This window comes from Stenotrophomonas maltophilia, from assembly GCF_001676385.1.
GTDB lineage: Bacteria > Pseudomonadota > Gammaproteobacteria > Xanthomonadales > Xanthomonadaceae > Stenotrophomonas > Stenotrophomonas maltophilia_J.
The window spans coordinates 110,164-132,694 of the sequence record NZ_LYVJ01000002.1 but is presented as its reverse complement, the minus strand read 5'-3'; the positions used below and the strand labels follow the sequence as shown (position 1 = coordinate 132,694).

The following is a 22,531-nucleotide window of genomic DNA, read 5'->3' as shown; positions in this document are numbered from 1 at the left end:
GAAGTGGCGTGGGCGGCAGGCTGTGGCAGTACGGGATGTGGGCGGTGATGATCGTGCTGCTGGCGGGGTGGGCAGCGCCGTGGCCGCTGCAGGCCGCACCGGCTACCGCAGGGCGGGACTACCTGCTGGTCGGAGGCGCCACGGATGAACCCACCCCGCATCGTGCCTGCACGCGGCAGCTGTTGGCAGGGCGGCGCCAGCAGGTGGAGGTTCCGGCGCCCCCCGGGGGCTGGTCGGGCCAACCCCAGGCACTGGATGTGTTCAACATATTCGGTGGTGAAGTCCGCGTCAGGCAGGGCGACCGCGAGATCTGCGGCAACATGCACGACGCGCGGACCCGTGATTCGCGTTTCCGCGCCGGGGTCGGCCTGGTGGCAGTGCCACCGGCAGGCAGCCGCGCGCCGTTCCTGGTGTCCTGGCAGGAACCGCTGAAGGCACGCTGGGTACCGACCCTGCGGCTGGGCGCGCCCAGCCCCGTGCAGCAGAACGATACCGCCCGCCTGCTGGTTCGCGCCGCCTGCATCGCCGTGGCGATCGCGCTGGCGCTGTCGGCGTTGATGGCCTACCTGACCACCCGTGACCGCAGCTTCCTGGTCTACATCGCCGGCACCGCCGTGATGGTGGTGTGGCAGGCCGTTCTGGGCGGGCTCAGTGGCTATCCCGAACCGTGGTTGCCCGTGGGCGAGCACGGAGCGTGGTGGCTGCTGGCATTGACTGCGGCGACCCAGGCACTGGTGCTGCCCGCATTGTGGCGGCTCAATGGTGGCGATCGCATGCTGCCGCGTTCGCGCCCGGTGCAGCTGCTGGTGCTGTGGGCCCTGCTGGGGCTGGCCGCGCTGGTGCCATGGCTGCGCTGGGACAGCCTGGCCTGGGTCGCGCAGGCGCTGCAGGTGTCCTACCTGCTGGGCTGCGGCCTGGCCTTGATGGTCGGGGTATGGGCCCGGCTGCGGGGTGATCGTTGGGCACAGGCGGGCCTGGCGGCGCTGGCACCGATGGTGGTCCTGATCATCGCCGACGCCTGCAGCGCCGGATGGCTGCTGGAGTACCGGGTGGAAGCATTGCAGCTGGCGGTGACGTGGCTGCTGATGATGGCCGCCTACGCCCTGAACCAGCGGCTTGGGCGCCTGCGCCAGCAACGCGATGAACTGCGCCAGCTCGCCGAGACCGATGGCTTGACCGGGCTGCCCAATCGCCGTGCCGGCCTGCAGCAGCTGGCGCGGCACCTGGAGCAGGTTGACCGCAGGCCCGGATCGCTGGTGATCGGCTTCCTCGACATCGATCTGTTCAAGGACATCAATGATCGCCACGGCCACGCGGTCGGGGACCAGGTGCTGGTGGCGGTGGCGCGCGCGTTGCAGGCGTCGCTGCGCAGCCAGGACCAGGTCGTGCGGATGGGGGGCGAGGAGTTCCTGTTGCTGATGCCCGGCATGCCACGCGAGGTGGCTTCGGCACGGCTGGATCGCCTCCGCGAGCGCATCACCGCGGCCGGCCAGGCGCTGCAGGTGCCTGGCCTCGAGGTCACCGCCAGCATTGGCCTGGCGCAATGGCGGCCGGGGCAGGACGATCTGGCGGCATTGCTGCGGCGCGCCGACCATGCGATGTACGTGGCCAAGCGCGGTGGGCGCAACCGGGTGTTCGATGGCGAAACGCTCGATCCGCCGGCACCGGCAGGAAGCGCGGCGGGCGGCGATGTCGGATAATGCGCCGATGACCACCCGACTCAACAAACACATCGCCGATACCGGCTTCTGCTCCCGTCGAGAGGCCGATCGCCTGATCGCTGCACGCCGGGTCACCGTCAACGGCCACCCGGCCGGTACCGGCGCAGTGGTGGGGGAAGAAGACCAGGTACTGGTTGACGGCCAGCCACTGCGCGCGCGCGTTGCGCGCAAGCCCGGCACCCGCCGTCACGTCTACATCGCGTTGAACAAGCCGGTGGGCGTCACCTGCACCACCGAGAGCGCGGTGAAGGGCAATATCGTCGACTTCGTCGGCCACGAGCAGCGCATCTTCCCGATCGGCCGCCTGGACAAGGACTCGGAGGGCCTTATCCTGATGACCAGCAATGGCGATATCGTCAACCAGATCCTGCGCGCCGAGAACGGCCACGAGAAGGAGTATCTGGTGGCGGTGAACAAGCCGGTCACCGATGAGTTCCTGCGCGGCATGGCCCGCGGTGTCCGCATCCACGACCAGATGACCCTGCCCTGCCGGACCTCGCGCATCGCCAAGTTCGGATTCCGCATCACCCTGCAGCAGGGCTTGAACCGGCAGATCCGCCTGATGGCCGCCGCCTTTGGCTATCGCGTCACCCAGCTGCGCCGCGTGCGCATCGACAACATCAAGCTGGGCGCGCTGAAGCCTGGCCAGTGGCGCAACCTGACCGGGCAGGAGCTGCAGGGCCTGCTGCCGAAGCAGTTGGACTGGTAAGCGGTGCAGGCAGCGCCAGGCCGAGGCCGGCTGCCGCTGCACCGATGCACCTGCCGCGGATCGCACCCGGTGTGATTCCTGCGCGGCAATCTGCCCGGCCCGGTCCCGCACCCAGCACCGGGGCGTACGGATCCACGCCGCGCGCGGTGCACTCAATCGGCGATGTTGCGGGCTTCGGCTGTAACGAGAATTTCCGGATGCTGTACCGGCTTGCGTCGGCTCAGCAGCGGGTGCAGGAAGACGGCGCCGACGATGATCGCGACGCCCAGATAGAACCATGGGGTGACTTCATGCTGCTCGCGCAGCAGCACCACCGCCAACAGTACTGCGTAGACCGGCTCCAGGTTGGTCACCAGTTGCACGGTGTAGGCACTCAGGTGCCGCAGCGCGACCAGGGCCAGGGCGAAGGGCAGCAGCGTGCAGAACCCGGCCAGTACCAGCAGCAGGATGCCGTCGTGCAGATCCGGCACCACCCACAGGGGGCTGGCCAGCGCGGGCAGCAGATAGGGCATCAGCGGTGCGAGCAGGGTCAGGGTCAGGGCGCCGGCCCCCAGCTCCAGCGCGGTGACCGTGAGCGGGTCGGCGTCGCCCACCATGCGCTTGTTGAATGAGCCGAACACTGCCACCAGCAGCGCCGAGATCGCGCCGACCAGCACGCCCAGGCGCATTCCGTCCGGCACGCCGCCGACCACCAGCGCCACGCCGGGCAGCACGGCCAGGCCGAAGGCCAGCTCACGCAGCTGGAACGGCCGTTTCGCCACCCAGGGTTCGATGATCGAGGTGAACACCGGGGCCAGCGCGATGCAGGTGGCGGCGACCGAGGCATTGGCCAGCTTCACCGCCCCATAGAAGGTCAGCCAGTGCAGGGCGACCAGTGCGCCGATACCGGCGTAACCGGCCACCAGCCGCAGCGGCAGCGTGCGCAGCCCACGCCAGACCCGTGGCAGCAGGGCCAGCATCGCCGTCACCAGCAGCATGCGCCACCACACCAGGGGCAACGCGGGCAGGGTGATCAGCTTGCCGAGAATGGCGGTGACGCCCCACAGCAGGACACAGAAATGGATCTGCCACAGTGCTTTGCGGGTGCCGGGTGTGCTCATCGCCCTATTGTGCGGCAAGAGCAGGGTGCCCGGCGATGGCTGTGGCATGCTCGTCGCACCACCCGAGGGAGAGCCCCGCATGCCCGCCAACGCTTCCGTCCTGCGTGGATGGGCCCTGCTGACGGCGCTGTTGGCTGCGACATCGCTGCTGCTGCAGTACCTGCTGCTGGTGCGCGGGCCCGGGGCCGCCGCGGGGATCGGCGTGGCGACCCTGCGCTTCTTCGGCTACTTCACCATTCTCAGCAACCTGGGCGTGTGCCTCGGATGCATCGGGCTTGCCCGTGGCAGGGCACTGGGTGTGACGAGCGCGGCCGTGCTCGCGTTGTGCATCGGCGTGACCGCCTGCATCTATATCCTGGCGCTGCAGGGCCTGTGGCAACCGGCCGGACTGCAATGGTGGGTGGATGCCGGCCTGCACTATGGCGTGCCCGCGCTTTACCTGTCGGGATGGCTGCTGCTGTTGCCACACGGGTCCCTGCGCTGGCGTGCACTGGGCGTGGTACTGGCGGTGCCGCTGCTCTACCTGGGCTGGGCGATGCTGGTTGCCGCAGTGACCGGCCAGGCACCGTACCCCTTCCTGGAACTGCAACGCCTGGGCGCGGCACCGTTCCTGCTCAACGTGCTGCGCGTGGCCGGCGTGTTCGTGATGGGTTGGACCCTGCTGTGGGCGCTGGATCGCTGGCGTCGTCGATGAGGCGCTGCAATGCCATCGCGGCCGCCGGATTGCGTGCCTTGCCGGCGCCGATGCACAGCAGGTAGACCTCGCGCGGCGCTGCCGGGGCCGGCCCGGCCAGGCAGGGCAGGGCAGGTCGTCCACCGGCTCGCCGCGCGACCAGCGGCGGGCACGCGCGGCCCAACGCTGTTGCAATGGAAGCGGCAGCCCCTCGTTCAAGCGGGCCTGGCTGCGCTTGATCCGCGCGTAGACGAAGCTGGCGCTGACATCACCGTGCAGGGGCGCCTCGTCGCTGTCCTCGATCACCAGCGCCACGCCGTGGCGGCGTGCGGCGCTGACCAGCGCCTGCCCATGCACCGCGGCATTGCGTACTTCCAGCGCATGCTGCAGGGACACCCCCTCCAGCTGCCTGGGCAACTGGGCCATCAGCGTTTCGAGCGCCTGCGTATCGGCCGGATGGCGCGGATCGAACTGCCATAACAGCGGGCCGAGCCGGTCACCGAGCGCGAGCGCCGCCTGCAGGAAGGGGGCGGCCGCTTCCACGGTGCCGGACAGGTCGCGGCGCTGCACCAGGTAGCGTGGGGCCTTCATTGAAAACCGGAAACCCTCCGGGGTCTGCGCGGCCCATTGCGCGCACTGGGCCGCAGTGGGCGTGCGGTAGAAGGTGCCGTTGATCTCGATGCAGCGCAGGGCACGGCTGGCGTGCGCCAGTTCCTCGCGCTGCGGCAGGCCCTGCGGATAGAACATGCCGCCGCGCCACTCGGGAAACACCCAGCCGCCAATACCACAGCGGACGGCAGCGGCCTTCACTGGCCGTGGCCCGTTCGCCATGGATCATAGCTGCCGAACCACCACAGGTAGCCCTCGGGGTCGGTGCAGGCGTAGCCGCGCCCGCCATACTCCTGGTCGGCGATATCGATCACGATGCGTGCTCCTGCCGCCTTGGCCCGTGCGTAGTGTGCATCGGCGTCGGTGACGACCACGCAGGCGCTCTGGGTCTGGCGCCCACCGACCTCGCCGGGCAGGACCGCATGTTCGCTCCATGCACTCTGGTTGCTGGCCGAGCCGAGCATGATCATGCCGTGGCCAAAGGTCAGCTGCGCGTGGAGCACGGTATCGCCGTCGGCGTACACGGCCTGGGCATGGAAGCCGAAGGCCCGTTGCAGCCAGTCGATTGCGGCCAGTGCATCGCGATAGCGCAGGCAGGGAATGATGGTGGATCCGCCGCCGGGTTCGCCGTTTTCGCCCATGACACCCCTCCTATGGCACGGGGCAGCGTGCCCCAGCAGCCGTTACCATCCCGCGAAACCCCGGTGACGGCCTGCACATGGCCGCCACCCCTGTTCGGAGATCGTGCTGGATGAAACCCTGGATTGGAGGAGCCGTGCTGCTGGCATGCACGACCGTGGCGAGCGCCGCCACCCCGGCGCAGCTGCAGAACCTGGATGCGACCGTCGAGCGCGTGCGCGCGCAGTTCGATGTACCCGGGATCGCCGTGGCCGTGGTCAAGGACGGCCAGGTGGTGCTGGAGCGTGGCTGGGGCGTGCGCGAGCAGGGCAAACCGGAGCCGGTGGACGCGGATACCCTGTTCGCGATCGCCTCGAACACCAAGGCGTTCACCGCCACCTCGCTGAACCTGCTGGCCGAGGACGGCAAGCTGAAGATGGATGACAAGGTGATCGATCACCTGCCGTCATTCCGCATGTCCGATCCGTTCGTGACCGGGCAGATGACGATCCGTGACCTGCTGTCGCACCGCAGCGGCCTGAGCCTGGGCGCCGGTGACCTGCTGTTCTGGCCGGCCACCTCCTACAGCAATGCCGAGGTGGTGCAGCGGCTGGGCCAGGTGCCGCTGAAAGGAGGCTTCCGCGAGAGCTATGCCTACGACAACATCCTGTACGCCGTTGCCCAGCAGGTCATCGAGCATGTCTCCGGCATGAGCTACCTGCAGTTCCTGCAGACCCGCATCTTCGACAAGGTGGGCATGGCCGGCACGCGCTACAACGCCGACCACCTGAAGCCGGGCGACAAGGCGGCGGTCGGCCACGCCAAATACGATTTCAAGGACCTGCGCACCGTTGCGCCGCTGACCTGGTCGAACAATGCCGGCGCCGGCGGCATCTATTCCAGCGCGCACGACATGGCTCGCTGGATGCAGGTGCAGCTGGCCGAAGGCAAGCTGGCCGACGGCACCGCGTTGTTCACCGGAAAGACCCAGCAGCAGATGTGGCGGATGATCACCCCGCAGTCGATCCCGGCGCCGAGCGTGCCGGAGCTGGCCCCGGCGCGGCCCAACTTTGCGGGCTACGGCGAAGGCTGGAGCCTGAGCGACTACCGCGGGCAGAAGCTGGTCTGGCATACCGGTGGCTGGCCGGGCATGGTCTCGCGGTTGACCCTGGTGCCCGGGGAGAAGCTGGGCGTGGTAGTGCTCACCAACCAGGAAGTGGGGGCAGCGTTCAACGCGATCACCCTGAGCGTGCTCGATGCCTACCTGGGCGGCGGGACCCACGACTGGGTGGACGCCTACGCCAAGGCGGTGGCCAAGGGCCAGGACAAGGCCGACGAGGCCTGGGCCAAGCACCAGAGCGCACGCGACAAGGGCAGCAAGCCATCACTGGCGCTGGCCGGCTACACCGGCACGTTCCGCGACCGCTGGTATGGCGACATGCAGATCAGTACCGAGGGCAAGGGCCTGCGCCTGCGCTTCATGAAGACCGCCCAGCTGAGCGGGCGCCTTGAGCACTGGCAGCACGACACCTTCATCGTGCGCTGGGACGACCGTTCGCTCAACGCCGATGCGTTCGTGAACTTCAGCCTGGACCCGGACGGCAAGGTGAGCGAGGTGCGCATGCAGGCGATCTCCGACCTGACCGATTTCAGCTTCGATTTCCAGGACCTGCTGTTCACCCCGGCTGACCGGTAGCTGCCGACCTCGGTCGGCCTGCGGTGGGGCGCCCACCAAGGTGGGCCACTACCAGGGGAACGGGCGATCATCGGCTGGCGTACACGTCCGGCGTGGGATACTCCGCCGGTTGCAAGTGGCGAGGGAATGCGATGTTCCGTTGGTTTGAATCCCTGATTCCGGTGTTCCCGCCCGTGGATGGGCGCATGCCACCGCGCAGGGTGTTGCCGTTCTACCTGCATTACCTGCGCCCGGTGTGGCCGGTGCTGCTGGCCACCCTCATCGCCGGCCTGCTGCTGGCGCTGGTGGAAGTGGCGATGTTCGACTACCTGGGCCGCATCGTCGACATGGTCGCCGAGCAGCCCGGTGCCGGTTTCTTCAAGCGCCACGCCACTGAACTGGGCTGGATGCTGTTCATCACGGTCATCGCACGGCCGATCCTGGTCGGCCTGCACAACCTGCTGGTCAACCAGGCCATCGTGCCCGGGCTGAGCAATCGTTCGCGCTGGCTGATGCACAACTACGTGGTGCGGCAGAGCCTGAGCTTCTTCCAGAACGACTTCGCCGGCAGCGTTGCCAACCGGGTGATGCAGACCGGTACCTCGCTGCGCGAATCAGCCGTGCAGATGGTCGATTCGCTCTGGTACATCGTGGTCTATACAGGCACCGCGCTGTACCTGTTCGCGCAGGCCGACTGGCGGCTGATGGTGCCGTTGGTCCTGTGGTTGCTGGCCTACGTGGTGATCATGGTGTACTTCGTGCCGCGCGCGAAGGAGCGTGCATGGATCGCTTCCGAGGCGCGCTCCAAGGCGATGGGTCGCATCGTCGACGGCTATACCAACATTCCCACGCTGAAGCTGTTCGCCCACGGCGGCCGCGAGCAGGCCTATGTGGCCGAGTCGATCCAGGAACTGGCGGTCAAGCACCGCGCGCAGACGCGGGTGACCACCGGCATGGACCTGGCCATCGCCATCGTCAACGGTTTCCTGATCGCCGGCACTTGCGGGCTGGCGCTGTGGCTGTGGAATGGCGGCCACATCACCGTCGGAGCAATCACCCTGGCGACCGGCCTGGTGATCCGCATCCACAACATGTCCGGCTGGATCATGTGGACCATCAACGGCATCTTCGAGGACATCGGCACGGTGCAGGATGGCATCACCACCATCGCCCAGCCGCTGACCGTGCAGGACCGCGAGGACGCCGTGCCGTTGCGGGTGACCCGCGGCGGCGTGGATTTCCAGGATATCCATTTCCACTACGGCAAGAAGGGCGGGGTGATCGCCGGGCTGGACCTGGTGGTGAAGCCGGGCGAGAAGATCGGCCTGGTCGGCCCCTCCGGTGCCGGCAAGTCGACCCTGGTCAACGTGCTGCTGCGCCTGTACGACCTGGAACGCGGCCGCATCCTGATCGACGACCAGGACATTGCGTTCGTCACGCAGGAAAGCCTGCGCCAGCAGATAGGCGTGGTCACCCAGGATACGTCGCTGCTGCACCGCTCGATTCGCGACAACCTGCTGTATGGCCGTCCTGAGGCGACCGAAGAACAGCTGCGCGCTGCAGTGGCCAAGGCGCGTGCCGCCAGCTTCATCGACACGCTGGTGGACGGGCAGGGACGGCGCGGCTACGACGCGCATGTCGGCGAGCGCGGCGTGAAGCTGTCCGGTGGCCAGCGCCAGCGTATCGCCATTGCCCGCGTGCTGTTGAAGGACGCACCGATCCTGGTGCTGGACGAGGCGACCTCGGCACTGGATTCGGAAGTGGAGGCGGCGATCCAGGACAGCCTGGACGAGCTGATGGGGGGCAAGACAGTGATCGCGATCGCGCACCGCCTGTCGACCATCGCGCGCATGGACCGGCTGGTGGTGATGGACCAAGGGCGGATTGTCGAGACCGGCACACATGCCGAGCTGATCGCTGCCGGCGGCCTGTACGCCCGGTTGTGGGCGCGGCAGACCGGGGGATTTGTCGCCGCCGACCAATGACTGCTGAGGAGGCAGATCACCAGCGCCCCGCGCGCTGCAACAGCAGACGGCCCGGGTTTTCCCCGGGCCGTCTGGTTTCCATTCACACCCGTTCGATCACTCGATCGGCTGGTCCAGCATCAGCTGGCGCGCGAAGCGCACCGGCGGCGCGCCGTAGGACAGCATCTGGTCGTGGTACGCCTTGAGATTGAACGAGTCGCCGAGCTTTTCCTGCACTGCCTTGCGGGTGTCGAAGTGTTCCTGCGCTCCGACGAAGTAGGTCGGCAGCTGCGCCGAGGTCAGCTGCGCGCGCACCCACTTGCCGGCCGCTTCGCTTTCCTGCTGGAACGCGTCGTGGGTCATCAGGTGCATCGCCTTCTCGCGATCCCAGTTGTCCACGTGCACGCCCTGGTCGAGGATCGCGTTGGAGATCGTGCGCAGGTAGAACTTCAGCTGCACCAGGTGGAACAGCGGGTCGTTGTCGAGGTAACCCTGCTCCTGCATCATGCGCTCGGTGTAGACCGCCCAGCCTTCGGCGAACAGCCCCGAACGCAGCACCGCACGCAGGGTGGAGGGGAACTTGGCCGAGTGCCAGCCTTCCAGGTAGTGGCCCGGGGTGCCCTCGTGGATGCTCAGCAGGTGGATCATGCGTGAGTTGTACTCACGCAGGAACGAATCGACCTGCTTCTCGTTCCAGTCGTCCGGAATCGGCGACACGGCGTAGAACGTCTTCAGGTTCTTGTCCAGCGGACCCGGCGAATCACAGTAGGCTACGGCCACGCCACGCTGGAATTCCGGCATCAGGATGATGTCCACCGGCGCGTCGGGCAGCGTCATCAGGTCATGCTGGCGCACGAACGCGGTGGACTGCTCCAGCGCGGCCTTGGCATCGTCGACCACCTTGTCGCGTGCCGGCTTGTCGGCGTAGGCCAGTTCCAGTGCGGCCTCGATCGCCTTCTGCTGCTGCTCGTCGGTCGGCTGTGCCGGCATCTCCGGCGCACCCGGCTTGTCCTTCAGCACGGTCTGAGCAATGCGGTACATGTCCTCGCGCACACGCTTGAGTTCGGCGCGTGCACGCTCACCGATCTCCTGCCGCGACAGCGAGGAGTTCAGCGCGAACTTCAGCTTCTGGTCGTATTTTTCCGCACCGATGCGGAAATCGCCCTTGGCATTCGGCACCAGGGTCTTGTCCAGCCAGGCCTGCTGCTCGTCCACGGCCTTCTTCAGGCCGTCGATGGCGGCCTGCAGCCGCTGCTGGTCGGCCTGCGGCAGTTCACCGATATGCGGGGTGATGAAGGTGTCGACGATGCTGAGGATGCCCTTGTTCTGCTTGGCCACCGTCTCGGCATGGATCTTCGGCACGCGGGCCGGATCCAGGTTCTCGCGCGCCTGGGCGAAGATCGCCGGCAGTTTTTCCATGCGCGCGGTGGCCGACTTCAGGCGCTCCGGCAGCGGCGCGAATTCACGCGCCATCAGGCCGTAGATCGCGCTGCCGGCGACGCCGTTGTACAGCTGCGGGTCCCACTTGCCGGACTGCAGCACTTCGGCGTTCCAGATTTCCGACTGCAGCTGGTTGCGCAGGATCGCCGCGTCCACCTGGTTCTCGCGGCCCAGCTTGGCCACGTCGATCTTGTCCAGCTCGCCCAGCAGCGCCTTGTAGGCGGCGACGGTCTTCTGCTGGCCGGCGGCACTCAGGTCGTCCAGCTCGCTGTCGTAGCGGTGGTCACCGATCTGGGTCGCGCTGACCGGCGACAGCTGCATCCAGGTATCCAGGGCGCGCTTGGACAGATCGGCAAAGGCGGCATCGACTGCCGCATCACCGGCCTGCTGGGCGGTGGCCGGAGTGGAAGCGTGGGGCGGGGCGTCGGCCTGCTGGCAACCGGCCAGGGCGGCGACCAGGGCGAGGGCAAGAAGATGCGGGCGCATCGGCGTTCCTGTGCAGGGTCAAACCACGAGCATAGTGCCCCCGGGCTGCCTTGTCCCCGTGCCATAGGATTACCATGGGTGCAGCCAAGGACTCTCCAGCGGAGCGCAGGACATGCAATACCAGGGAAGCTGCCACTGCGGCAGGATCGCATTCACCGTACAGGCCGCGGCGCCGATCAGCGACGTCGTGGACTGCAACTGCTCGATGTGCCGTCGTCGCGGCAGCCTGTTGTGGTTCGCCCCGCGCGAGGCGTTCCAGCTGGCCACCGATCCGGCCGACGTGGCCACCTATCATTTCAACAAGGGCCACATCGATCATCACCACTGCCGCGAGTGTGGCATCGCGCCGTACAGCGAAGCGACGGACCCGCGCACGGGTGCACCGATGGTGGCCGTGAACGTGCGCTGCGTGCCGGCAGTGGACCTGGGGGCCGTGTCGGTCACTTCCTATGACGGGGCGTCGCTGTGAGGCCGGTGCGCGCATGGGCACGAGTGGCACTGCCGGTGCTGCTGCTGGCGCTGGCCGCCTGCGCCAAGCAGGGCGAGAGCGCGGCGGACGCGGGTGGCGGCGGCACCGCTGAGGCAGCTGTCGCCTCGCCGGAGGGGGCATTCCTGGCCTATGAGCACGACGTGCAGGTCCAGCTGGAGGCCGCGCAGATCGCACCGCGCATCCAGCAGGTCGCACAGGCCTGCCAGAGCGCGAAGTTCGGTGACTGCGCGGTGTTGCAGGTCGATCAACGCAGTGATGAGCAACCCAGCGGCGAAGTGAGGGTGCGCATTGCACCGAAGGGCGCCGAGCCATTGATCGCGATGGCCGGTGAAGGAGGCCGCCTCCAGTCGCGCACCACGCGCGCCGAGGACCTCGCGCAGCAGGTGGCCGACACCGCGCTGACCCGGGCACGGCTGGAAAAGGAGCATGCGCGCCTGCTGTCCTACCAGGATCGCAAGGACCTGAAGATCGAGGACCTGCTGGCGATCACCACGCGCCTGTCGGAGATCGAAGCAGGCGTCGAGCAGGCCAACAAGGACGCCGCGCAGCAGCGCCGGCGCATCGATACGCAGCTGGTGACGATCCACTTCGACACCACCTCCGGCCAGCGCAGCCGCAGCGAGATCGGCCAGGCGCTGAGCGAGTCGGGCAGCATCCTCAGCACCAGCGTGGCATTCCTGATCCGTGCCGCGGCCGCGTTGCTGCCGGTGGCCGTGCTGGCGCTGATCGTGGCCTGGGGCGTCCGCGCAGTGCTGCGTCGCCGTCGCCGCAAGGCCTGATCGAAACCACGCACTGCGCTCGCCGGTCGTGGACCGGCGCTACCGGGGGCCCTCGGTAGCGCTGGGCCACCACCGGCGGCAACTCATCCCTCGTCGGTCTCGTATTCGACGAACACGTCCAGCTCCAGCGCCAGCTCCTGCACGGCATCGCGCACCTTCTGCGCGGTGCTTTCGTTGCCGACTTCCACCTCCAGTTCGTGGATGCCGGGCCCAATGTCGTCTGACAGCCCAGCCGAGCTGGAATCGTCGTCGTCCATGTGCGGCATCAGGTCGTCGGTTTCCTCGACATGTTCGATGCCATCCAGGCCGAGCAGCAGGTCGCTGATGGCACGGGCGTCGTCTTCGGTTCCGGTGATGCGCAGTCGCAGCATGGCCATGGCGTGGATGCGTTGTGGAGTTGCCTGCAGCCTAGCCAGCGCCGGGCAAAGAACCGGTGAGGGCGCAGTCAGGGAGGCGTGGCCGGGCGCCCCAGCAGGCTGTCCGGCAGCGCCGGAATCGGCGTGCGTTCGTCCTGGGCCTGTTCCAGCACCCAATCGATGAACAGGCGCGCGGCCGGGCTGGGTGGTTGCCCTTCGGCGTGCACCACGTAGTAGGCATAGCGCGCCTTCAACGCCGGCCCGGGCAGGCGTACCACCTCGTAACGTTGCAGGTAAGGCTGGGCGATGTGGGTGCGTGCCAGCACCGCGCCCATGCCATACACCGCTGCGCGCATCGCATCGGTACTGTCGGCGAAGGTGTGCATCGGCGGCAGCGGCGAGGGCGGATGCACGCCGGCATGGCGGAACCAGTCGCGCCAGCCCTGCGGTGACAGATCGGCCAGCAGCGGCAGCTCGGCGATGCGCGCTGGATCGGCCAGCGTTTCCACCCCGGCCAGTGCCGGGGAGGCCACCGGGAACAGGTAATCATCCATCAGGTGTTGCGCACGCAGGCCCGGCCACTGGCCCATCCCATAGCGGATACCGACTTCCGGTCCGTTGTCGTCGTAACGATCCAGCCCGCTGCCGGTATGCAACTCGATGCGGATATGCGGATGCGCCTGGGTGAAGCGCGGCAGCCGCGGCAGCAGCCAGCAGTAGGAGAGCGAGCGCAGCGTTGTGATCCGCAGCGGCACGCTGTCCGCGTCCGGGTGCAGGTGGTGGGCGACCGCCGCGACATCGCTGAAGGCGGCGCTGGCGGCGTCGGCCAGCTGCCGGCCCTCGGCGGTCAGGCGCACGCCGCGCGCGTGGCGGAGGAACAGCCGGGTCGCCAGCACTTCCTCCAGGCGGCGCACGTGATGGCTGACCGCACTGGCAGTCAGGTGCAGCTCCTGTGCGGCCTGGGCGAAATTCTGGTGGCGTGCGGCGACCGCGAACACGGCCAGTGCGGGGAGCAGGGAAGGGCGTAGCTGCATGTCCAGCCTCAAACCATATTTGTGGCTGGCAGCGATACTACGCGCTTGTGCGGCAGCCGTCTGCGCCGGATCCTGTCTGCCCTGACGAGGAACTGACGATGGACGGAGGCACGGTATGAATGCGGTCCCACAGGCGGTCGAGCGCGACTGGCGCACGCCGTTGGAACTGACACTGCTGGGCGCCATCTGGGGCTGTTCGTTCCTGTTCATGCGGGTGGCCGTTCCCTCGTTCGGCCCGTTCGCGCTGGTCGAGGTGCGGCTGGTACTGGGCGCGCTGGTGCTGCTGCCGTTCCTGTGGCGCGCCCGCGCGCAGTTCCCGCCGCGGCGCTGGCTGTGGCTGGCACCGATCGGCCTGGTCAACTCGGCACTGCCGTTCGTGCTGTTTGCCTATTCGGCCGAACGGGCGCCTGCCGCGATCGGTGCGATCTGCAATGCGATGACCGTGTTGTTCGCCGCGCTGATCGCCTTCCTGTTCTTCGGCGAGAAGATCGGCCTGCGCCGCGCGGGCGCGCTGCTGGTCGGCTTTGCCGGCGTGGTGGTGCTGGCCACGGCCAAGGTGTCGGGCCTGAGCATCGGCGCCGCGGTGCTGGCCGGTGCGGCGGCCTCGCTGCTGTACGGCCTGGGCGTGAACCTGGTGAAGCGGCACATGACCGGGCTGCCGTCGGCGGCCGCGGCGGCTGCGACGCTGTCGTGTGCCTCGCTGTGGATGCTGCCGATGGCGGTCAGCCACTGGCCGCAGGCAGTGATTCCATTGAAGGCGTGGGGCGCGGCGATCGCGCTGGGCGTGGCCTGCACCGGCCTGGCGTTCCTGATGTTCTACCGCCTGATCGGCCGTATCGGACCCTCGCGCGCGTCGACGGTGACCTACCTGATCCCGCTGTTCGGCGCGGCCTTCGCGTGGTTGTTCCTGGGCGAGCCGGTGACAGTGCAGATGCTGATTGCCGGTGCGTTGATTCTGGGAAGTGTGGCGGTGAGTCAGAAGGGCTGAGGCGTTGGCGTTTTGCGCGTGGCATGTGCTGAAGGTGCTTCACTGTTCATGGGCGTTACTTTTCTTTGTACGCAAAGAAAAGTAACCAAAAGAAACGTTCCGCCGACCGCGAGCCGGTGCTGCGCACCGGTGCCCTGCGCTCCTCGGCCCGTCGAGGGACGGCGCGGGAACTCGCTGCGCTCAGACACCCGCGCCTCTTCGCCCTCGCCGGACCTGCGGTGCTCGGCTCGCTCAAGGCGGACTGGGAGGTCAAGATCAACAGCAAAAGCATCCACGCATTGCGTGGATCTTCTGGGTGCAGCTGTGGCCTTTGAACTGGGTCCGCCTTGAGCGAGCCGAGCATCGCAGGGGAATCAGGGGCGCAGAGGCGCCGATGTCTGAGCGCAGCGAGTTCGGCGCCGTCCCCTGATTCACCGAGAAGCGCAGGGGCCGACGTGCGCAGCACGGCGGCTCGCGACCTGGCGGCGCGTTTCTTTTGGTTACTTTTCTTTTCGCGCGAAAAGAAAAGTAACGCCCATGAACAGTGCAGCGCCTTCAGCACGTGCCACGCGCAGGAAGCCAGGCTCCTACCGCACTGGCACCGGAATATTGCACAGGTCGATATGCCCCGCCGGACGCTTGTAGAAATCGTCCACGCGATTGCGCCGCGCCTCCACCGTGTCGGCGAAGGTCTTCGAATCGGTGCGCAGCACCTGGATCGGCGTCCGCTCCGCCGCCGGCACATCGCTGGCACGGCGGATCGACACGATTGGTGTACGCAGCTTCGGGTCGGTATAGAAACCCATCGGTGCCGGCCCACGCGGGACCGCGCTGAGCAGTTCCATGCCCTTCAGCACGCGACCGACCAGGGTGATGTTGCGGTCCAGCTGGCGCGGCGACTGCCCGGTCACCACGTACAGTTCGGCGCCGATGCTGCTGTCTTCCTCGTTGCTGCGGCCGGCGCCGAGCATGCCGTAGCAATGCGCCAGCCAGGCCTTGCCGGCCTGCGGGTCCTGCCCGACCGGGAAGCCGTCGACGAAACCGGTCTGCGCCGCCCAGCCGTCACGATCCGGCAGCACGCTCACCTTCAGGCCGGCGCTGGGGCGCTCGAACTCGGCCGGCAGCTTGCGCGCGGCACTGCCGAACGGCTTGGCCCTGGCCGCGTCATCGGCGTCGGCATCGCCGAACTGCACCACGAAATTGTCCTGCGAGCGGTAGATGCTGGTGCCGTCCCAGAAGTGCTCGTGGGCGAAGGTCTGGATGTTGGCGACATGGCGCGGGGCGAACTGTGGCGCCAGCTCGATGATCACCCGCCCGGCCGGCAGGTCCATGTACAGCAGGTTGGCCGGGTCCGGCGTGCGCCAGTCGCTGGCCGCCGACGCTTCGAGGATCTGCTGCGGGCTGCGGTAGGGCGAGGCGGCGCTGGCCATGGCGGGCAGCAGGCTGGCGAGGGCGATCAGGGCAAGGCGACGACGGTGCGGCATGGGAACCCCGGAACATGAACGAGGCCCCGATTCTGCGCGAGCAGCCCCGCCACGCCAACCGGAATGACTAACGACACATTCGCTATACCGAACTTCATACTACTGTTGAGTTCAACGTAGTGGAGGGCCGGGCATGTCCGAGGACGACGTCCACCTGAAGAAGTTCCAGAAGGAGCTGAGCGCCGGGACCGTGTCGCTGGCCCTGCTGGCGGTGCTGGCCCGGGCCGGCGAGCCGCTGTACGGCTACCTGATCGCCAAGGAGCTGGAGCGGGTGGGCGAGGGCGTACTGAGCGGCAAGCAGAGCGCGCTGTACCCGGTGCTGCGCAACCTGGAAGCTGCCGGCCTGCTGGAGAGCCATGTCGAGCCCTCCAGCAGCGGACCGCCGCGGCGCTACTACCGCATCAACGAACGTGGCCGCGAGGTGCTGGCGCAGTGGCGCCAGGCGTGGCGGGCCACCCGAGATTCCGTCGATTCCGTGTTGGAGGGGGTACCGCAATGAACGACCCGAACCTGGCAGGCAGCGCCCTGCCGACCACCATTCCGCAGTACCTGGCGCAGCTGCGCGCGGCGCTGGAGGGTGCCGATGCGGCGATGGTGCAGGACGCGCTGTACGACGCCGAGGAATACCTGCGCTCGGAGCTGGCGGCGCAGCCTGGCCGCAGCGAAGCCGAGGTGATCGCCGACGTCGCCGGTAGCTACGGTGCGCCTGATGAAGTGGCCGAGATCTACCGCGAGACCGAAGTGACGGTGAACCGCGCGCTGCGCACGCCGCGTGCGGATACCGCGCCGGTGCTGCGTGCGGCGGCCGAAGCCAGTGGCGTGGAGCCGGCCGCACCACCGCCGGCGCCGGTGCCGCGCTCGCTGCTGGCCCGCTTCTTCGGCGTGGTGGCCGATCCGCATACCTACGGCGCGCTGTTCTACATGCTGCTGTCGCTGGCCACCGGCATCTTCTTCTTCACCTGGGTGGTGACCGGCCTGTCGCTGTCGTTGGGCCTGCTGGTCCTGATCGTCGGCATCCCGCTGACCGTGCTGTTCTTCGGCTCGGTGCGCGGGCTGGCGCTGCTGGAAGGGCGGCTGGTGGAGGCGCTGCTCGGCGAACGCATGCCGCGCCGTCCGCGCTATACCGACCGCAGCCGCACCTGGCTGCAGCGCATCGGCGACATGTTCACCGACGGCCGGACCTGGCTGACGCTGCTGTACTTCGTGCTGATGCTGCCGCTCGGCGTGGCCTACTTCAGCATCGCAGTGACCCTGCTGTCGCTGTCGCTGGGCCTGGTCTGGGCGCCTGTGGCGGCGCTGTTCAGCGGTGACCTGCCGGGGGTGTATGTCGACGGCGTGAACATGCTGCCGATGGCCGCCTCGCCGTTGCTGGGCATCGCCACTGCCGCCGCAGGCGTGCTGCTGCTGGTGCTGACGATGCACCTGGCGCGTGCCATCGGCAAGCTGCACGGGCTGATCGCCAAGAACCTGCTGGTGCGGTTGTAACAGGCCAGGGGTCGGATCCCTGTTCGCAGAACAGGGCTCTGACCCCGGATCCCATCATGCTGGGGTCAGAGCCCTTTCCGTTGGAAAGGGATCCGACCCCTGCCGGGAATCAGCCCGCCTTGCGCCGCAGCGGGGTGACGTTGTTCTTCTTCTTCGAAGCCTTCGCCGCAGGCGCTTCGGCATGCGCGGCGAAGAAGTCGCGCACCTTCGGATACACCACTTCGCGCCAGCGACGGCCACTGAAAATGCCATAGTGGCCGGCGCCTTCGACGATGAAATGCTCGCGCTGGTCAGCGCTGATGCCGGTGCACAGCGCCTGCGCCGCTTCGGTCTGGCCGAGCCCGGCAATGTCGTCCAGCTCGCCTTCAATGCTCAGCAGCGCGGTATCGCGGATCGCCGACGGATCGACCTTTTCGCCGTTGACCACCCATTCGCCACGCGGCAGCAGGAAATCCTGGAACACCACGCGGATGGTATCCAGGTAGTACTTGGCCGGCATGTCGAGTACTGCGTTGTACTCGTCGTAGAAGCGACGGTGCGCGTCGGCGTCTTCCAGGTCGCCCTTGACCAGGTCGGTGTAGAAATCCCAGTGCGAGCTGAAATGGCGGCTCGGGTTCATCGACAGGAAGCCGGCGTGCTGCAGGAACCCCGGATACACGCGGCGGCCGGCACCGGGATAGCTGGCCGGCACGGTGTGGATGACGTTGTTCTCGAACCACGACAGCGGGTTCTGCGTAGCCAGGTTGTTCACGGCGGTCGGGCTGCAGCGCGCATCGATCGGGCCGCCCATCATCACCAGCGTGCGCGGCGTTGGTTCACCGCGGCTGGCCATCAGCGATACCGCTGCCAGCACTGGCACGGTCGGTTGGCAGACACTGACTACGTGCAGGCGCTCCACGCCGAGGTGGCGGATGAATTCCTGGATGTAGGCGACGTAGTCGTCCAGGCCGAACTCGCCTTCGCTGGCCGGCACCATGCGTGCATCCACCCAGTCGGTGACGTATACGCGATGGTCGCGCAGCAGCGTGCGCACGGTGTCGCGCAGCAGCGTGGCGTGATGGCCTGACAGGGGCGCCACCACCAGAACGAACGGCTGGTTGAGCATGGTGTGCAGCTGCTCGGCTTCATTGCTGTGGCGCTTGAAGCGCAGCAGCTTGCAGAACGGCTTGCTCACTTCCTCGTGCACGACGATCGGCACGCGCTCGCCTTCGACGTCGATTTCGTTGATGCCCCATTCGGGCTTCTCGTAATCCTTGCCGATGCGGTGGAACAGCTCGTTGACCGCCGCCAGGCGATCGGCGCCCGGCATCTGCGACCACCAGTGGCCCGGGTTGGTGAAGAACCTGGCGTTGGCCTGGGCCTGGTGCACCCAGGGGGCGAGCAGGTTGCGGGTCAGTTCGTGCAGTTGATAGAGCATGCCGACCGAATATGTATGGTCATATGTTGCCGCGCAGCATATCCCATCCGGGTGTCCCGCAGGTTAAGTCGGCTGAAAATAATGAATCCGGATTCACATCCGTTCCAACGCGGCCGCATCGCCTGCCAGGGCGGGGCCAAGCCAGCAGTGCGACCCGACCGGCAGCAGGCCGTGCCGGGCCAACGTCCGCCGGTACCAGCGCGCCGGGCGGGCCTGGAAACCGTCGTGGTCGCCCTCGAACGCATCCTCGGCGGCGAAGGTCTCCAGGAAGGCCACGCCGCCGGTCAGCTCAGCCACGCCGGCCAGGCCGGCGCGCAGCTCGCGGTCGGGCACGTAGTGCATCACGTCGGAGCAGACCAGCAGGTCGACCGGGGCGCAGGGCCGCAGCCAGGCGAAGTCGCCGAACCGGGCCAGGTGCAGGTTGCGGGTTCGGCCGTAGCGGCGCACAGCGTACTCGCTGCTGTCAAAGCCCAGGTATTCGACCTTCGGACGCAGCTTCAGCAGCGGCGCGCGCCAGGCGCCTTCGCCGCAGCCGATGTCCAGCACGCTGCGGATCGGCCGCTCGAGGTAGTACTCGGCACTGGCCACGGCCAAAGCGACCTTGCGTGCCAGGCGGGCGCTGCCTCCGATGTCGGCGCGGCGATACCAGCGCTGGAAGTAGGCGGCGTCGTAGGTCTTGTCCATGGGGCGGTGCGTGATCGGTGAAAACGGCGCCTATCCTAAGGCGTTGCGGGGCACCATGCGTCGACATGCCGCAGCGTGCGTGCCTGCGGCGGCTTCGCCATGGCATGCGAGAATGGCCGCCAACCTACGCCAGCCGCCGGAGCGAGCGCATGCAGAGCTACTACTGGGTCAAGACCTTCCACATCGTCTTCGTGGTGGCGTGGATGGCCACGGTGTTCTATCTGCCGCGCATCCTGGTGAACCTGGCCGAGACCGCAGGCCAGCCGGCGGTGACCGAGCGCCTGCAGCTGATGGGCATGCGCCTGTACCGCTTCGGCCACTCGATGTTCGGACTGGCATTCCTGCTCGGCCTGGTGCTGTGGCTGGGCTACAAGGTCATCCCGGATTTCCCGACCATGGTCGCGCCAGGGGCTGCCGGTTGGCTGCACGCCAAGCTGGGTCTGGTGGTGGTGCTGCTGGCGTATTTCATCTGGATCGGGCGCCTGCTCAAGGGCGTGGCCAAGGGCCGGGCGCTGCCGTCGTCGCGCGCGCTGCGCTGGATCAACGAGATCCCGCTGCTGGCCTTCATTCCGATCGTGTGGCTGGTGCTGGCCAAGCCGTTCTGAACGGGGCGCGCTGCGCGCGCGGCGCATCGCACAGATGCATCCACGCATGGCGTGGCTCTACTGGGTGCAGCTGTGGTTTTTGATGTTCAGGTCCGCCATGAGCGAGCCGAGCATCGCAGGTGAAACAGGGGCGAAGAGGCGCCGATGTGTGAGCGCAGCGAGTTCGGCGCCGTCCCCTGATTCACCGAGAAGCGCAGGGAACCGGTGCACAGCACCGGCTCGCGTTCGGCGGCGTGTTCTTTGGTTACTTTCTTGCACGAGCAAGAAAGTAACAAGCCGATGAATCAGGCTGCTTCGTACGTGCCGTAGCTGCGCAGGCGCGTGTAGCGCTGTTCCAGCAACTGCTCGGTGGACAGCTTGTCCAGCGCGTCCAGCTCGTTCAGCAGCACCGCCTTCAGCCGCTTGGCCATCTGCGTCGGGTTGCGGTGGGCGCCACCGGTCGGCTCGCGCACGACCTTGTCGACCAGGCCCAGGCTCTTCAGGCGCGGGGCGGTCAGGCCCAGCTGCTCTGCCGCTTCCTTGGCCTTGCCCGCGTCTTTCCACAGGATCGAGGCGCAGCCTTCCGGGGTGATGGTCGAGTACACCGCGTATTCCAGCATCACGGTGCGGTCGCCCACGCCCAGCGCCAGTGCGCCGCCGGAGCCGCCTTCGCCGATCACGGTGCAGATGATCGGCACCTTCAGTTCGGCCATCTCGATCAGGTTGCGGGCGATCGCCTCGGACTGGCCACGCGACTCGGCGTCGATGCCCGGCCAGGCACCGGCGGTATCGATCAGGGTCAGCACCGGCAGGCCGAAGCGCTCGGCCATCTTCATCAGGCGCAGTGCCTTGCGGTAACCCTCCGGCTTGGGCATGCCGAAGTTGCGCTTGATCTTTTCCTTGGTGTCACGGCCCTTCTGGTGGCCGATCACCATCACCGCACGGCCGTTGATGCGGGCCAGGCCACCCATGATGGCCTTGTCGTCGGCGAAGGCGCGGTCGCCCGCCAGCTCCTGGAACTCATCGCAGATGATGCGGATGTAGTCGGCGGTGTACGGGCGCGACGGGTGGCGGGCCAGCTGCAGGACCTGCCAGGACGTCAGGTTGCGGAAGATCTGCGCGGTGCGCGCGCGCAGCTTGTCCTGCAGCGCATTCACTTCCGCCTCGACATTGACCGCCGGCCCGGCGCTGGCGTTGCGCAGTTCCTGGATCTTGGCTTCCAGGTCGGCGATGGGTTGCTCGAAGTCGAGGTAGTTCGGATTCATCGGAAGCCGTCGTGTAAAGAAGAGGGCAATTCTAGCCGAATGCGTGCGGACCACCCGTACGCCTTCGTCTGGAAGGCGACGGTAGCGCAGCCGGGCGGGGCGCGCCAGTCAGCTCAGGGCACCACCAGGGCGCTGCGGCCCATCAGCTGGCTGCGTTGCGAGACAAAGTCGTTGTAGGCCTCGTTGGCGTCCCGCCCCAGCTTGGCTCCCAGGGTCGCGGTGGCCGAAGTGAAGGCCATCTGCGCGTCGAAGTCCTGCTTGCGCAAGGCCTTCTGTTCATCGGCGGTGGTGGCCTTCAGCCAGCGCGCGTAGACCTCGCGCAGGGGGCCGGCATGCGCTTCGAAGGCCGGGTCCAGGGCTGGCAAGGTGGCCGGGGCCCGCTCCAGCGCATGGACCGGGGCAACGTAACCTGCCGGCTGCTCGCGCTTGAACGCGCCAGGCTCGCCCATGCCTTCTTCCACGTAGGCAATGAAGTCCGGGGCGGTGAACACCTTGGCAACGATCTGGCCGCCACTGGAGTCGACATGGGCCACCACTTTTTCCTTCGGGAACGGCTCACGCACGCCGTAGGTCCAGGTCTTGTCGATGAACAGCTCGTGGCTCTTCTCGAATGGACCTTCGAAGCTGACGCCTCCCAGCTCGATGCCGGTGTTGCCGACGCCGAAGTTCTTCAGCTTGCTCTCGTCCGTGACATAGATCTCGCGGGCGATCACGTACTCGCTCAGGGTCGGGTTGATCAGGCCGCCACGACCGTCCACATAGACGATGAACCGCACGTCGCCGAGCCTGTCGGTGTGCAGGCGATGCTCGCCGATGGCAAGCGAGACCGGGCGCGAACCGTGCGCGGTCACCGGCAGGTCCTGGCCGTCGATGCTCAGCGCCAGCGGCGTGTCGGTCGGGTTGTCGATCTGGAACTCGATCTTCGACGGCGAGCAGGCGGCCAGGGCCAATGCGGCGGCAAAGGGGAACAACAGGGTCTTCATCGGCAATC

General features: G+C 67.5%; 21 protein-coding genes and 1 pseudogene. 11 read left to right on the top strand and 11 right to left on the bottom strand.

Features of this window, described 5'->3' with window-relative positions:
* Window positions 1-8: 8 nt before the first annotated feature.
* Both A9K58_RS02935 and A9K58_RS02930 read left to right on the top strand, forming a co-directional pair.
* On the top strand, window positions 9-1,700 hold the full coding sequence (locus A9K58_RS02935; protein WP_065197913.1) for a sensor domain-containing diguanylate cyclase: 1,692 nt from the start codon (window positions 9-11) through the stop codon (window positions 1,698-1,700).
* 7 nt (window positions 1,701-1,707) lie between these two features.
* The gene (locus A9K58_RS02930) at window positions 1,708-2,430 is read left to right on the top strand and encodes a pseudouridine synthase (protein WP_065197912.1); all 723 of its coding nucleotides are present in this window, start codon (window positions 1,708-1,710) and stop codon (window positions 2,428-2,430) included.
* A gap of 152 nt (window positions 2,431-2,582) precedes the next feature.
* Here the strand turns inward: A9K58_RS02930 and A9K58_RS02925 are convergent, their stop codons facing one another.
* A complete protein-coding gene (locus A9K58_RS02925; protein WP_065197911.1) occupies window positions 2,583-3,530 on the bottom strand; it encodes a DMT family transporter in 948 nt (315 codons plus the stop codon).
* A gap of 79 nt (window positions 3,531-3,609) precedes the next feature.
* On the opposite strand from A9K58_RS02925, the gene A9K58_RS02920 reads away from it, so the two are divergent.
* Window positions 3,610-4,224, top strand: coding sequence for a Pr6Pr family membrane protein (locus A9K58_RS02920; RefSeq protein WP_065197910.1), 615 nt, complete (start codon window positions 3,610-3,612; stop codon window positions 4,222-4,224).
* Here the strand turns inward: A9K58_RS02920 and A9K58_RS18905 are convergent.
* Both A9K58_RS18905 and A9K58_RS02910 read right to left on the bottom strand, forming a co-directional pair.
* Window positions 4,145-5,034: pseudogene (locus tag A9K58_RS18905) on the bottom strand (DUF72 domain-containing protein). The gene A9K58_RS02920 and the pseudogene A9K58_RS18905 sit on opposite strands and share 80 nt — an antisense overlap.
* Window positions 5,010-5,453: a VOC family protein gene (locus A9K58_RS02910; protein ID WP_065197908.1), complete on the bottom strand. Its 444-nt coding sequence runs from the start codon at window positions 5,451-5,453 to the stop codon at window positions 5,010-5,012. Before A9K58_RS02910 ends, A9K58_RS18905 begins: the two are co-directional and overlap by 25 nt.
* A 110-nt stretch (window positions 5,454-5,563) precedes the next feature.
* On the opposite strand from A9K58_RS02910, the gene A9K58_RS02905 reads away from it, so the two are divergent.
* Window positions 5,564-7,126 (top strand): serine hydrolase, encoded by a 1,563-nt coding sequence (locus A9K58_RS02905; RefSeq protein WP_065197907.1) that lies wholly within the window; start codon window positions 5,564-5,566, stop codon window positions 7,124-7,126.
* 131 nt (window positions 7,127-7,257) lie between these two features.
* Window positions 7,258-9,090, top strand: coding sequence for a multidrug efflux ABC transporter SmrA (gene smrA / locus A9K58_RS02900; RefSeq protein ID WP_065197906.1), 1,833 nt, complete (start codon window positions 7,258-7,260; stop codon window positions 9,088-9,090).
* Between the two features lie 96 nt (window positions 9,091-9,186).
* Here smrA and A9K58_RS02895 read toward each other — a convergent pair whose 3' ends face one another.
* Window positions 9,187-10,995 (bottom strand): DUF885 domain-containing protein, encoded by a 1,809-nt coding sequence (locus tag A9K58_RS02895; protein ID WP_065197905.1) that lies wholly within the window; start codon window positions 10,993-10,995, stop codon window positions 9,187-9,189.
* A gap of 112 nt (window positions 10,996-11,107) precedes the next feature.
* Here A9K58_RS02895 and A9K58_RS02890 point away from each other — a divergent pair, with 112 nt between their 5' ends.
* Together A9K58_RS02890 and A9K58_RS02885 are read left to right on the top strand one after the other, a co-directional pair.
* Complete coding sequence (locus A9K58_RS02890; RefSeq protein ID WP_065197904.1) at window positions 11,108-11,464, top strand: GFA family protein; 357 nt, start codon at window positions 11,108-11,110, stop codon at window positions 11,462-11,464.
* Window positions 11,461-12,264, top strand: a complete 804-nt coding sequence (locus A9K58_RS02885) for a DUF4349 domain-containing protein (RefSeq protein ID WP_065197903.1) — start codon at window positions 11,461-11,463, stop codon at window positions 12,262-12,264. The genes A9K58_RS02890 and A9K58_RS02885 overlap by 4 nt, the downstream gene beginning before the upstream one ends.
* An 83-nt stretch (window positions 12,265-12,347) precedes the next feature.
* On the opposite strand, the gene A9K58_RS02880 is transcribed toward A9K58_RS02885, so the two are convergent.
* Window positions 12,348-12,641, bottom strand: coding sequence for a hypothetical protein (locus tag A9K58_RS02880; RefSeq protein WP_005415831.1), 294 nt, complete (start codon window positions 12,639-12,641; stop codon window positions 12,348-12,350).
* A 68-nt stretch (window positions 12,642-12,709) separates the two neighbouring features.
* Window positions 12,710-13,654, bottom strand: a complete 945-nt coding sequence (locus A9K58_RS02875; protein WP_065197902.1) for a LysR substrate-binding domain-containing protein — start codon at window positions 13,652-13,654, stop codon at window positions 12,710-12,712.
* A gap of 115 nt (window positions 13,655-13,769) precedes the next feature.
* Between A9K58_RS02875 and A9K58_RS02870 the strand changes: the two genes are divergently transcribed.
* Window positions 13,770-14,642 (top strand): DMT family transporter, encoded by an 873-nt coding sequence (locus tag A9K58_RS02870; protein ID WP_065197901.1) that lies wholly within the window; start codon window positions 13,770-13,772, stop codon window positions 14,640-14,642.
* 566 nt (window positions 14,643-15,208) lie between these two features.
* Here the strand turns inward: A9K58_RS02870 and A9K58_RS02865 are convergent.
* Window positions 15,209-16,105 carry a peptidylprolyl isomerase gene (locus tag A9K58_RS02865; RefSeq protein ID WP_065197900.1) on the bottom strand — a complete coding sequence of 299 codons (897 nt, stop codon included), beginning with the start codon at window positions 16,103-16,105 and terminating at the stop codon, window positions 15,209-15,211.
* Window positions 16,106-16,238: 133 nt separating this feature from the next.
* Between A9K58_RS02865 and A9K58_RS02860 the strand changes: the two genes are divergently transcribed.
* Together A9K58_RS02860 and A9K58_RS02855 are read left to right on the top strand one after the other, a co-directional pair.
* Entirely contained in the window at window positions 16,239-16,604 is a 366-nt protein-coding gene (locus tag A9K58_RS02860; RefSeq protein WP_065197899.1) for a PadR family transcriptional regulator, read from the top strand.
* Window positions 16,601-17,590 carry a sensor domain-containing protein gene (locus A9K58_RS02855; protein WP_065197898.1) on the top strand — a complete coding sequence of 330 codons (990 nt, stop codon included), beginning with the start codon at window positions 16,601-16,603 and terminating at the stop codon, window positions 17,588-17,590. The genes A9K58_RS02860 and A9K58_RS02855 overlap by 4 nt, the downstream gene beginning before the upstream one ends.
* A gap of 109 nt (window positions 17,591-17,699) precedes the next feature.
* Here A9K58_RS02855 and A9K58_RS02850 read toward each other — a convergent pair whose 3' ends face one another.
* Entirely contained in the window at window positions 17,700-19,007 is a 1,308-nt protein-coding gene (locus A9K58_RS02850; protein WP_065197897.1) for a polyhydroxyalkanoate depolymerase, read from the bottom strand.
* Window positions 19,008-19,100: 93 nt separating this feature from the next.
* Complete coding sequence (locus A9K58_RS02845; RefSeq protein WP_065197896.1) at window positions 19,101-19,691, bottom strand: class I SAM-dependent DNA methyltransferase; 591 nt, start codon at window positions 19,689-19,691, stop codon at window positions 19,101-19,103.
* A 149-nt stretch (window positions 19,692-19,840) separates the two neighbouring features.
* Here A9K58_RS02845 and A9K58_RS02840 point away from each other — a divergent pair, with 149 nt between their 5' ends.
* A complete protein-coding gene (locus tag A9K58_RS02840; RefSeq protein ID WP_065197895.1) occupies window positions 19,841-20,296 on the top strand; it encodes a CopD family protein in 456 nt (151 codons plus the stop codon).
* Window positions 20,297-20,580: 284 nt separating this feature from the next.
* On the opposite strand, the gene A9K58_RS02835 is transcribed toward A9K58_RS02840, so the two are convergent.
* Together A9K58_RS02835 and A9K58_RS02830 are read right to left on the bottom strand one after the other, a co-directional pair.
* Window positions 20,581-21,540 carry an acetyl-CoA carboxylase carboxyltransferase subunit alpha gene (locus A9K58_RS02835; protein ID WP_065197894.1) on the bottom strand — a complete coding sequence of 320 codons (960 nt, stop codon included), beginning with the start codon at window positions 21,538-21,540 and terminating at the stop codon, window positions 20,581-20,583.
* Window positions 21,541-21,653: 113 nt separating this feature from the next.
* Window positions 21,654-22,523 (bottom strand): hypothetical protein, encoded by an 870-nt coding sequence (locus tag A9K58_RS02830; protein WP_065197893.1) that lies wholly within the window; start codon window positions 22,521-22,523, stop codon window positions 21,654-21,656.
* Window positions 22,524-22,531 lie beyond the last annotated feature (8 nt).

Coding starts and splice junctions, on each gene's coding strand:
- A9K58_RS02930 (WP_065197912.1), top strand. CDS start 1,708: ATGACCACCCGACTCAACAAACACATCGCCGATACCGGCTTCTGCTCC.
- A9K58_RS02925 (WP_065197911.1), bottom strand. CDS start 3,530: ATGAGCACACCCGGCACCCGCAAAGCACTGTGGCAGATCCATTTCTGT.
- A9K58_RS02920 (WP_065197910.1), top strand. CDS start 3,610: ATGCCCGCCAACGCTTCCGTCCTGCGTGGATGGGCCCTGCTGACGGCG.
- A9K58_RS02910 (WP_065197908.1), bottom strand. CDS start 5,453: ATGGGCGAAAACGGCGAACCCGGCGGCGGATCCACCATCATTCCCTGC.
- A9K58_RS02905 (WP_065197907.1), top strand. CDS start 5,564: ATGAAACCCTGGATTGGAGGAGCCGTGCTGCTGGCATGCACGACCGTG.
- smrA (WP_065197906.1), top strand. CDS start 7,258: ATGTTCCGTTGGTTTGAATCCCTGATTCCGGTGTTCCCGCCCGTGGAT.
- A9K58_RS02895 (WP_065197905.1), bottom strand. CDS start 10,995: ATGCGCCCGCATCTTCTTGCCCTCGCCCTGGTCGCCGCCCTGGCCGGT.
- A9K58_RS02890 (WP_065197904.1), top strand. CDS start 11,108: ATGCAATACCAGGGAAGCTGCCACTGCGGCAGGATCGCATTCACCGTA.
- A9K58_RS02880 (WP_005415831.1), bottom strand. CDS start 12,641: ATGGCCATGCTGCGACTGCGCATCACCGGAACCGAAGACGACGCCCGT.
- A9K58_RS02875 (WP_065197902.1), bottom strand. CDS start 13,654: ATGCAGCTACGCCCTTCCCTGCTCCCCGCACTGGCCGTGTTCGCGGTC.
- A9K58_RS02870 (WP_065197901.1), top strand. CDS start 13,770: ATGAATGCGGTCCCACAGGCGGTCGAGCGCGACTGGCGCACGCCGTTG.
- A9K58_RS02865 (WP_065197900.1), bottom strand. CDS start 16,105: ATGCCGCACCGTCGTCGCCTTGCCCTGATCGCCCTCGCCAGCCTGCTG.
- A9K58_RS02860 (WP_065197899.1), top strand. CDS start 16,239: ATGTCCGAGGACGACGTCCACCTGAAGAAGTTCCAGAAGGAGCTGAGC.
- A9K58_RS02855 (WP_065197898.1), top strand. CDS start 16,601: ATGAACGACCCGAACCTGGCAGGCAGCGCCCTGCCGACCACCATTCCG.
- A9K58_RS02850 (WP_065197897.1), bottom strand. CDS start 19,007: ATGCTCTATCAACTGCACGAACTGACCCGCAACCTGCTCGCCCCCTGG.
- A9K58_RS02845 (WP_065197896.1), bottom strand. CDS start 19,691: ATGGACAAGACCTACGACGCCGCCTACTTCCAGCGCTGGTATCGCCGC.
- A9K58_RS02840 (WP_065197895.1), top strand. CDS start 19,841: ATGCAGAGCTACTACTGGGTCAAGACCTTCCACATCGTCTTCGTGGTG.
- A9K58_RS02835 (WP_065197894.1), bottom strand. CDS start 21,540: ATGAATCCGAACTACCTCGACTTCGAGCAACCCATCGCCGACCTGGAA.
- A9K58_RS02830 (WP_065197893.1), bottom strand. CDS start 22,523: ATGAAGACCCTGTTGTTCCCCTTTGCCGCCGCATTGGCCCTGGCCGCC.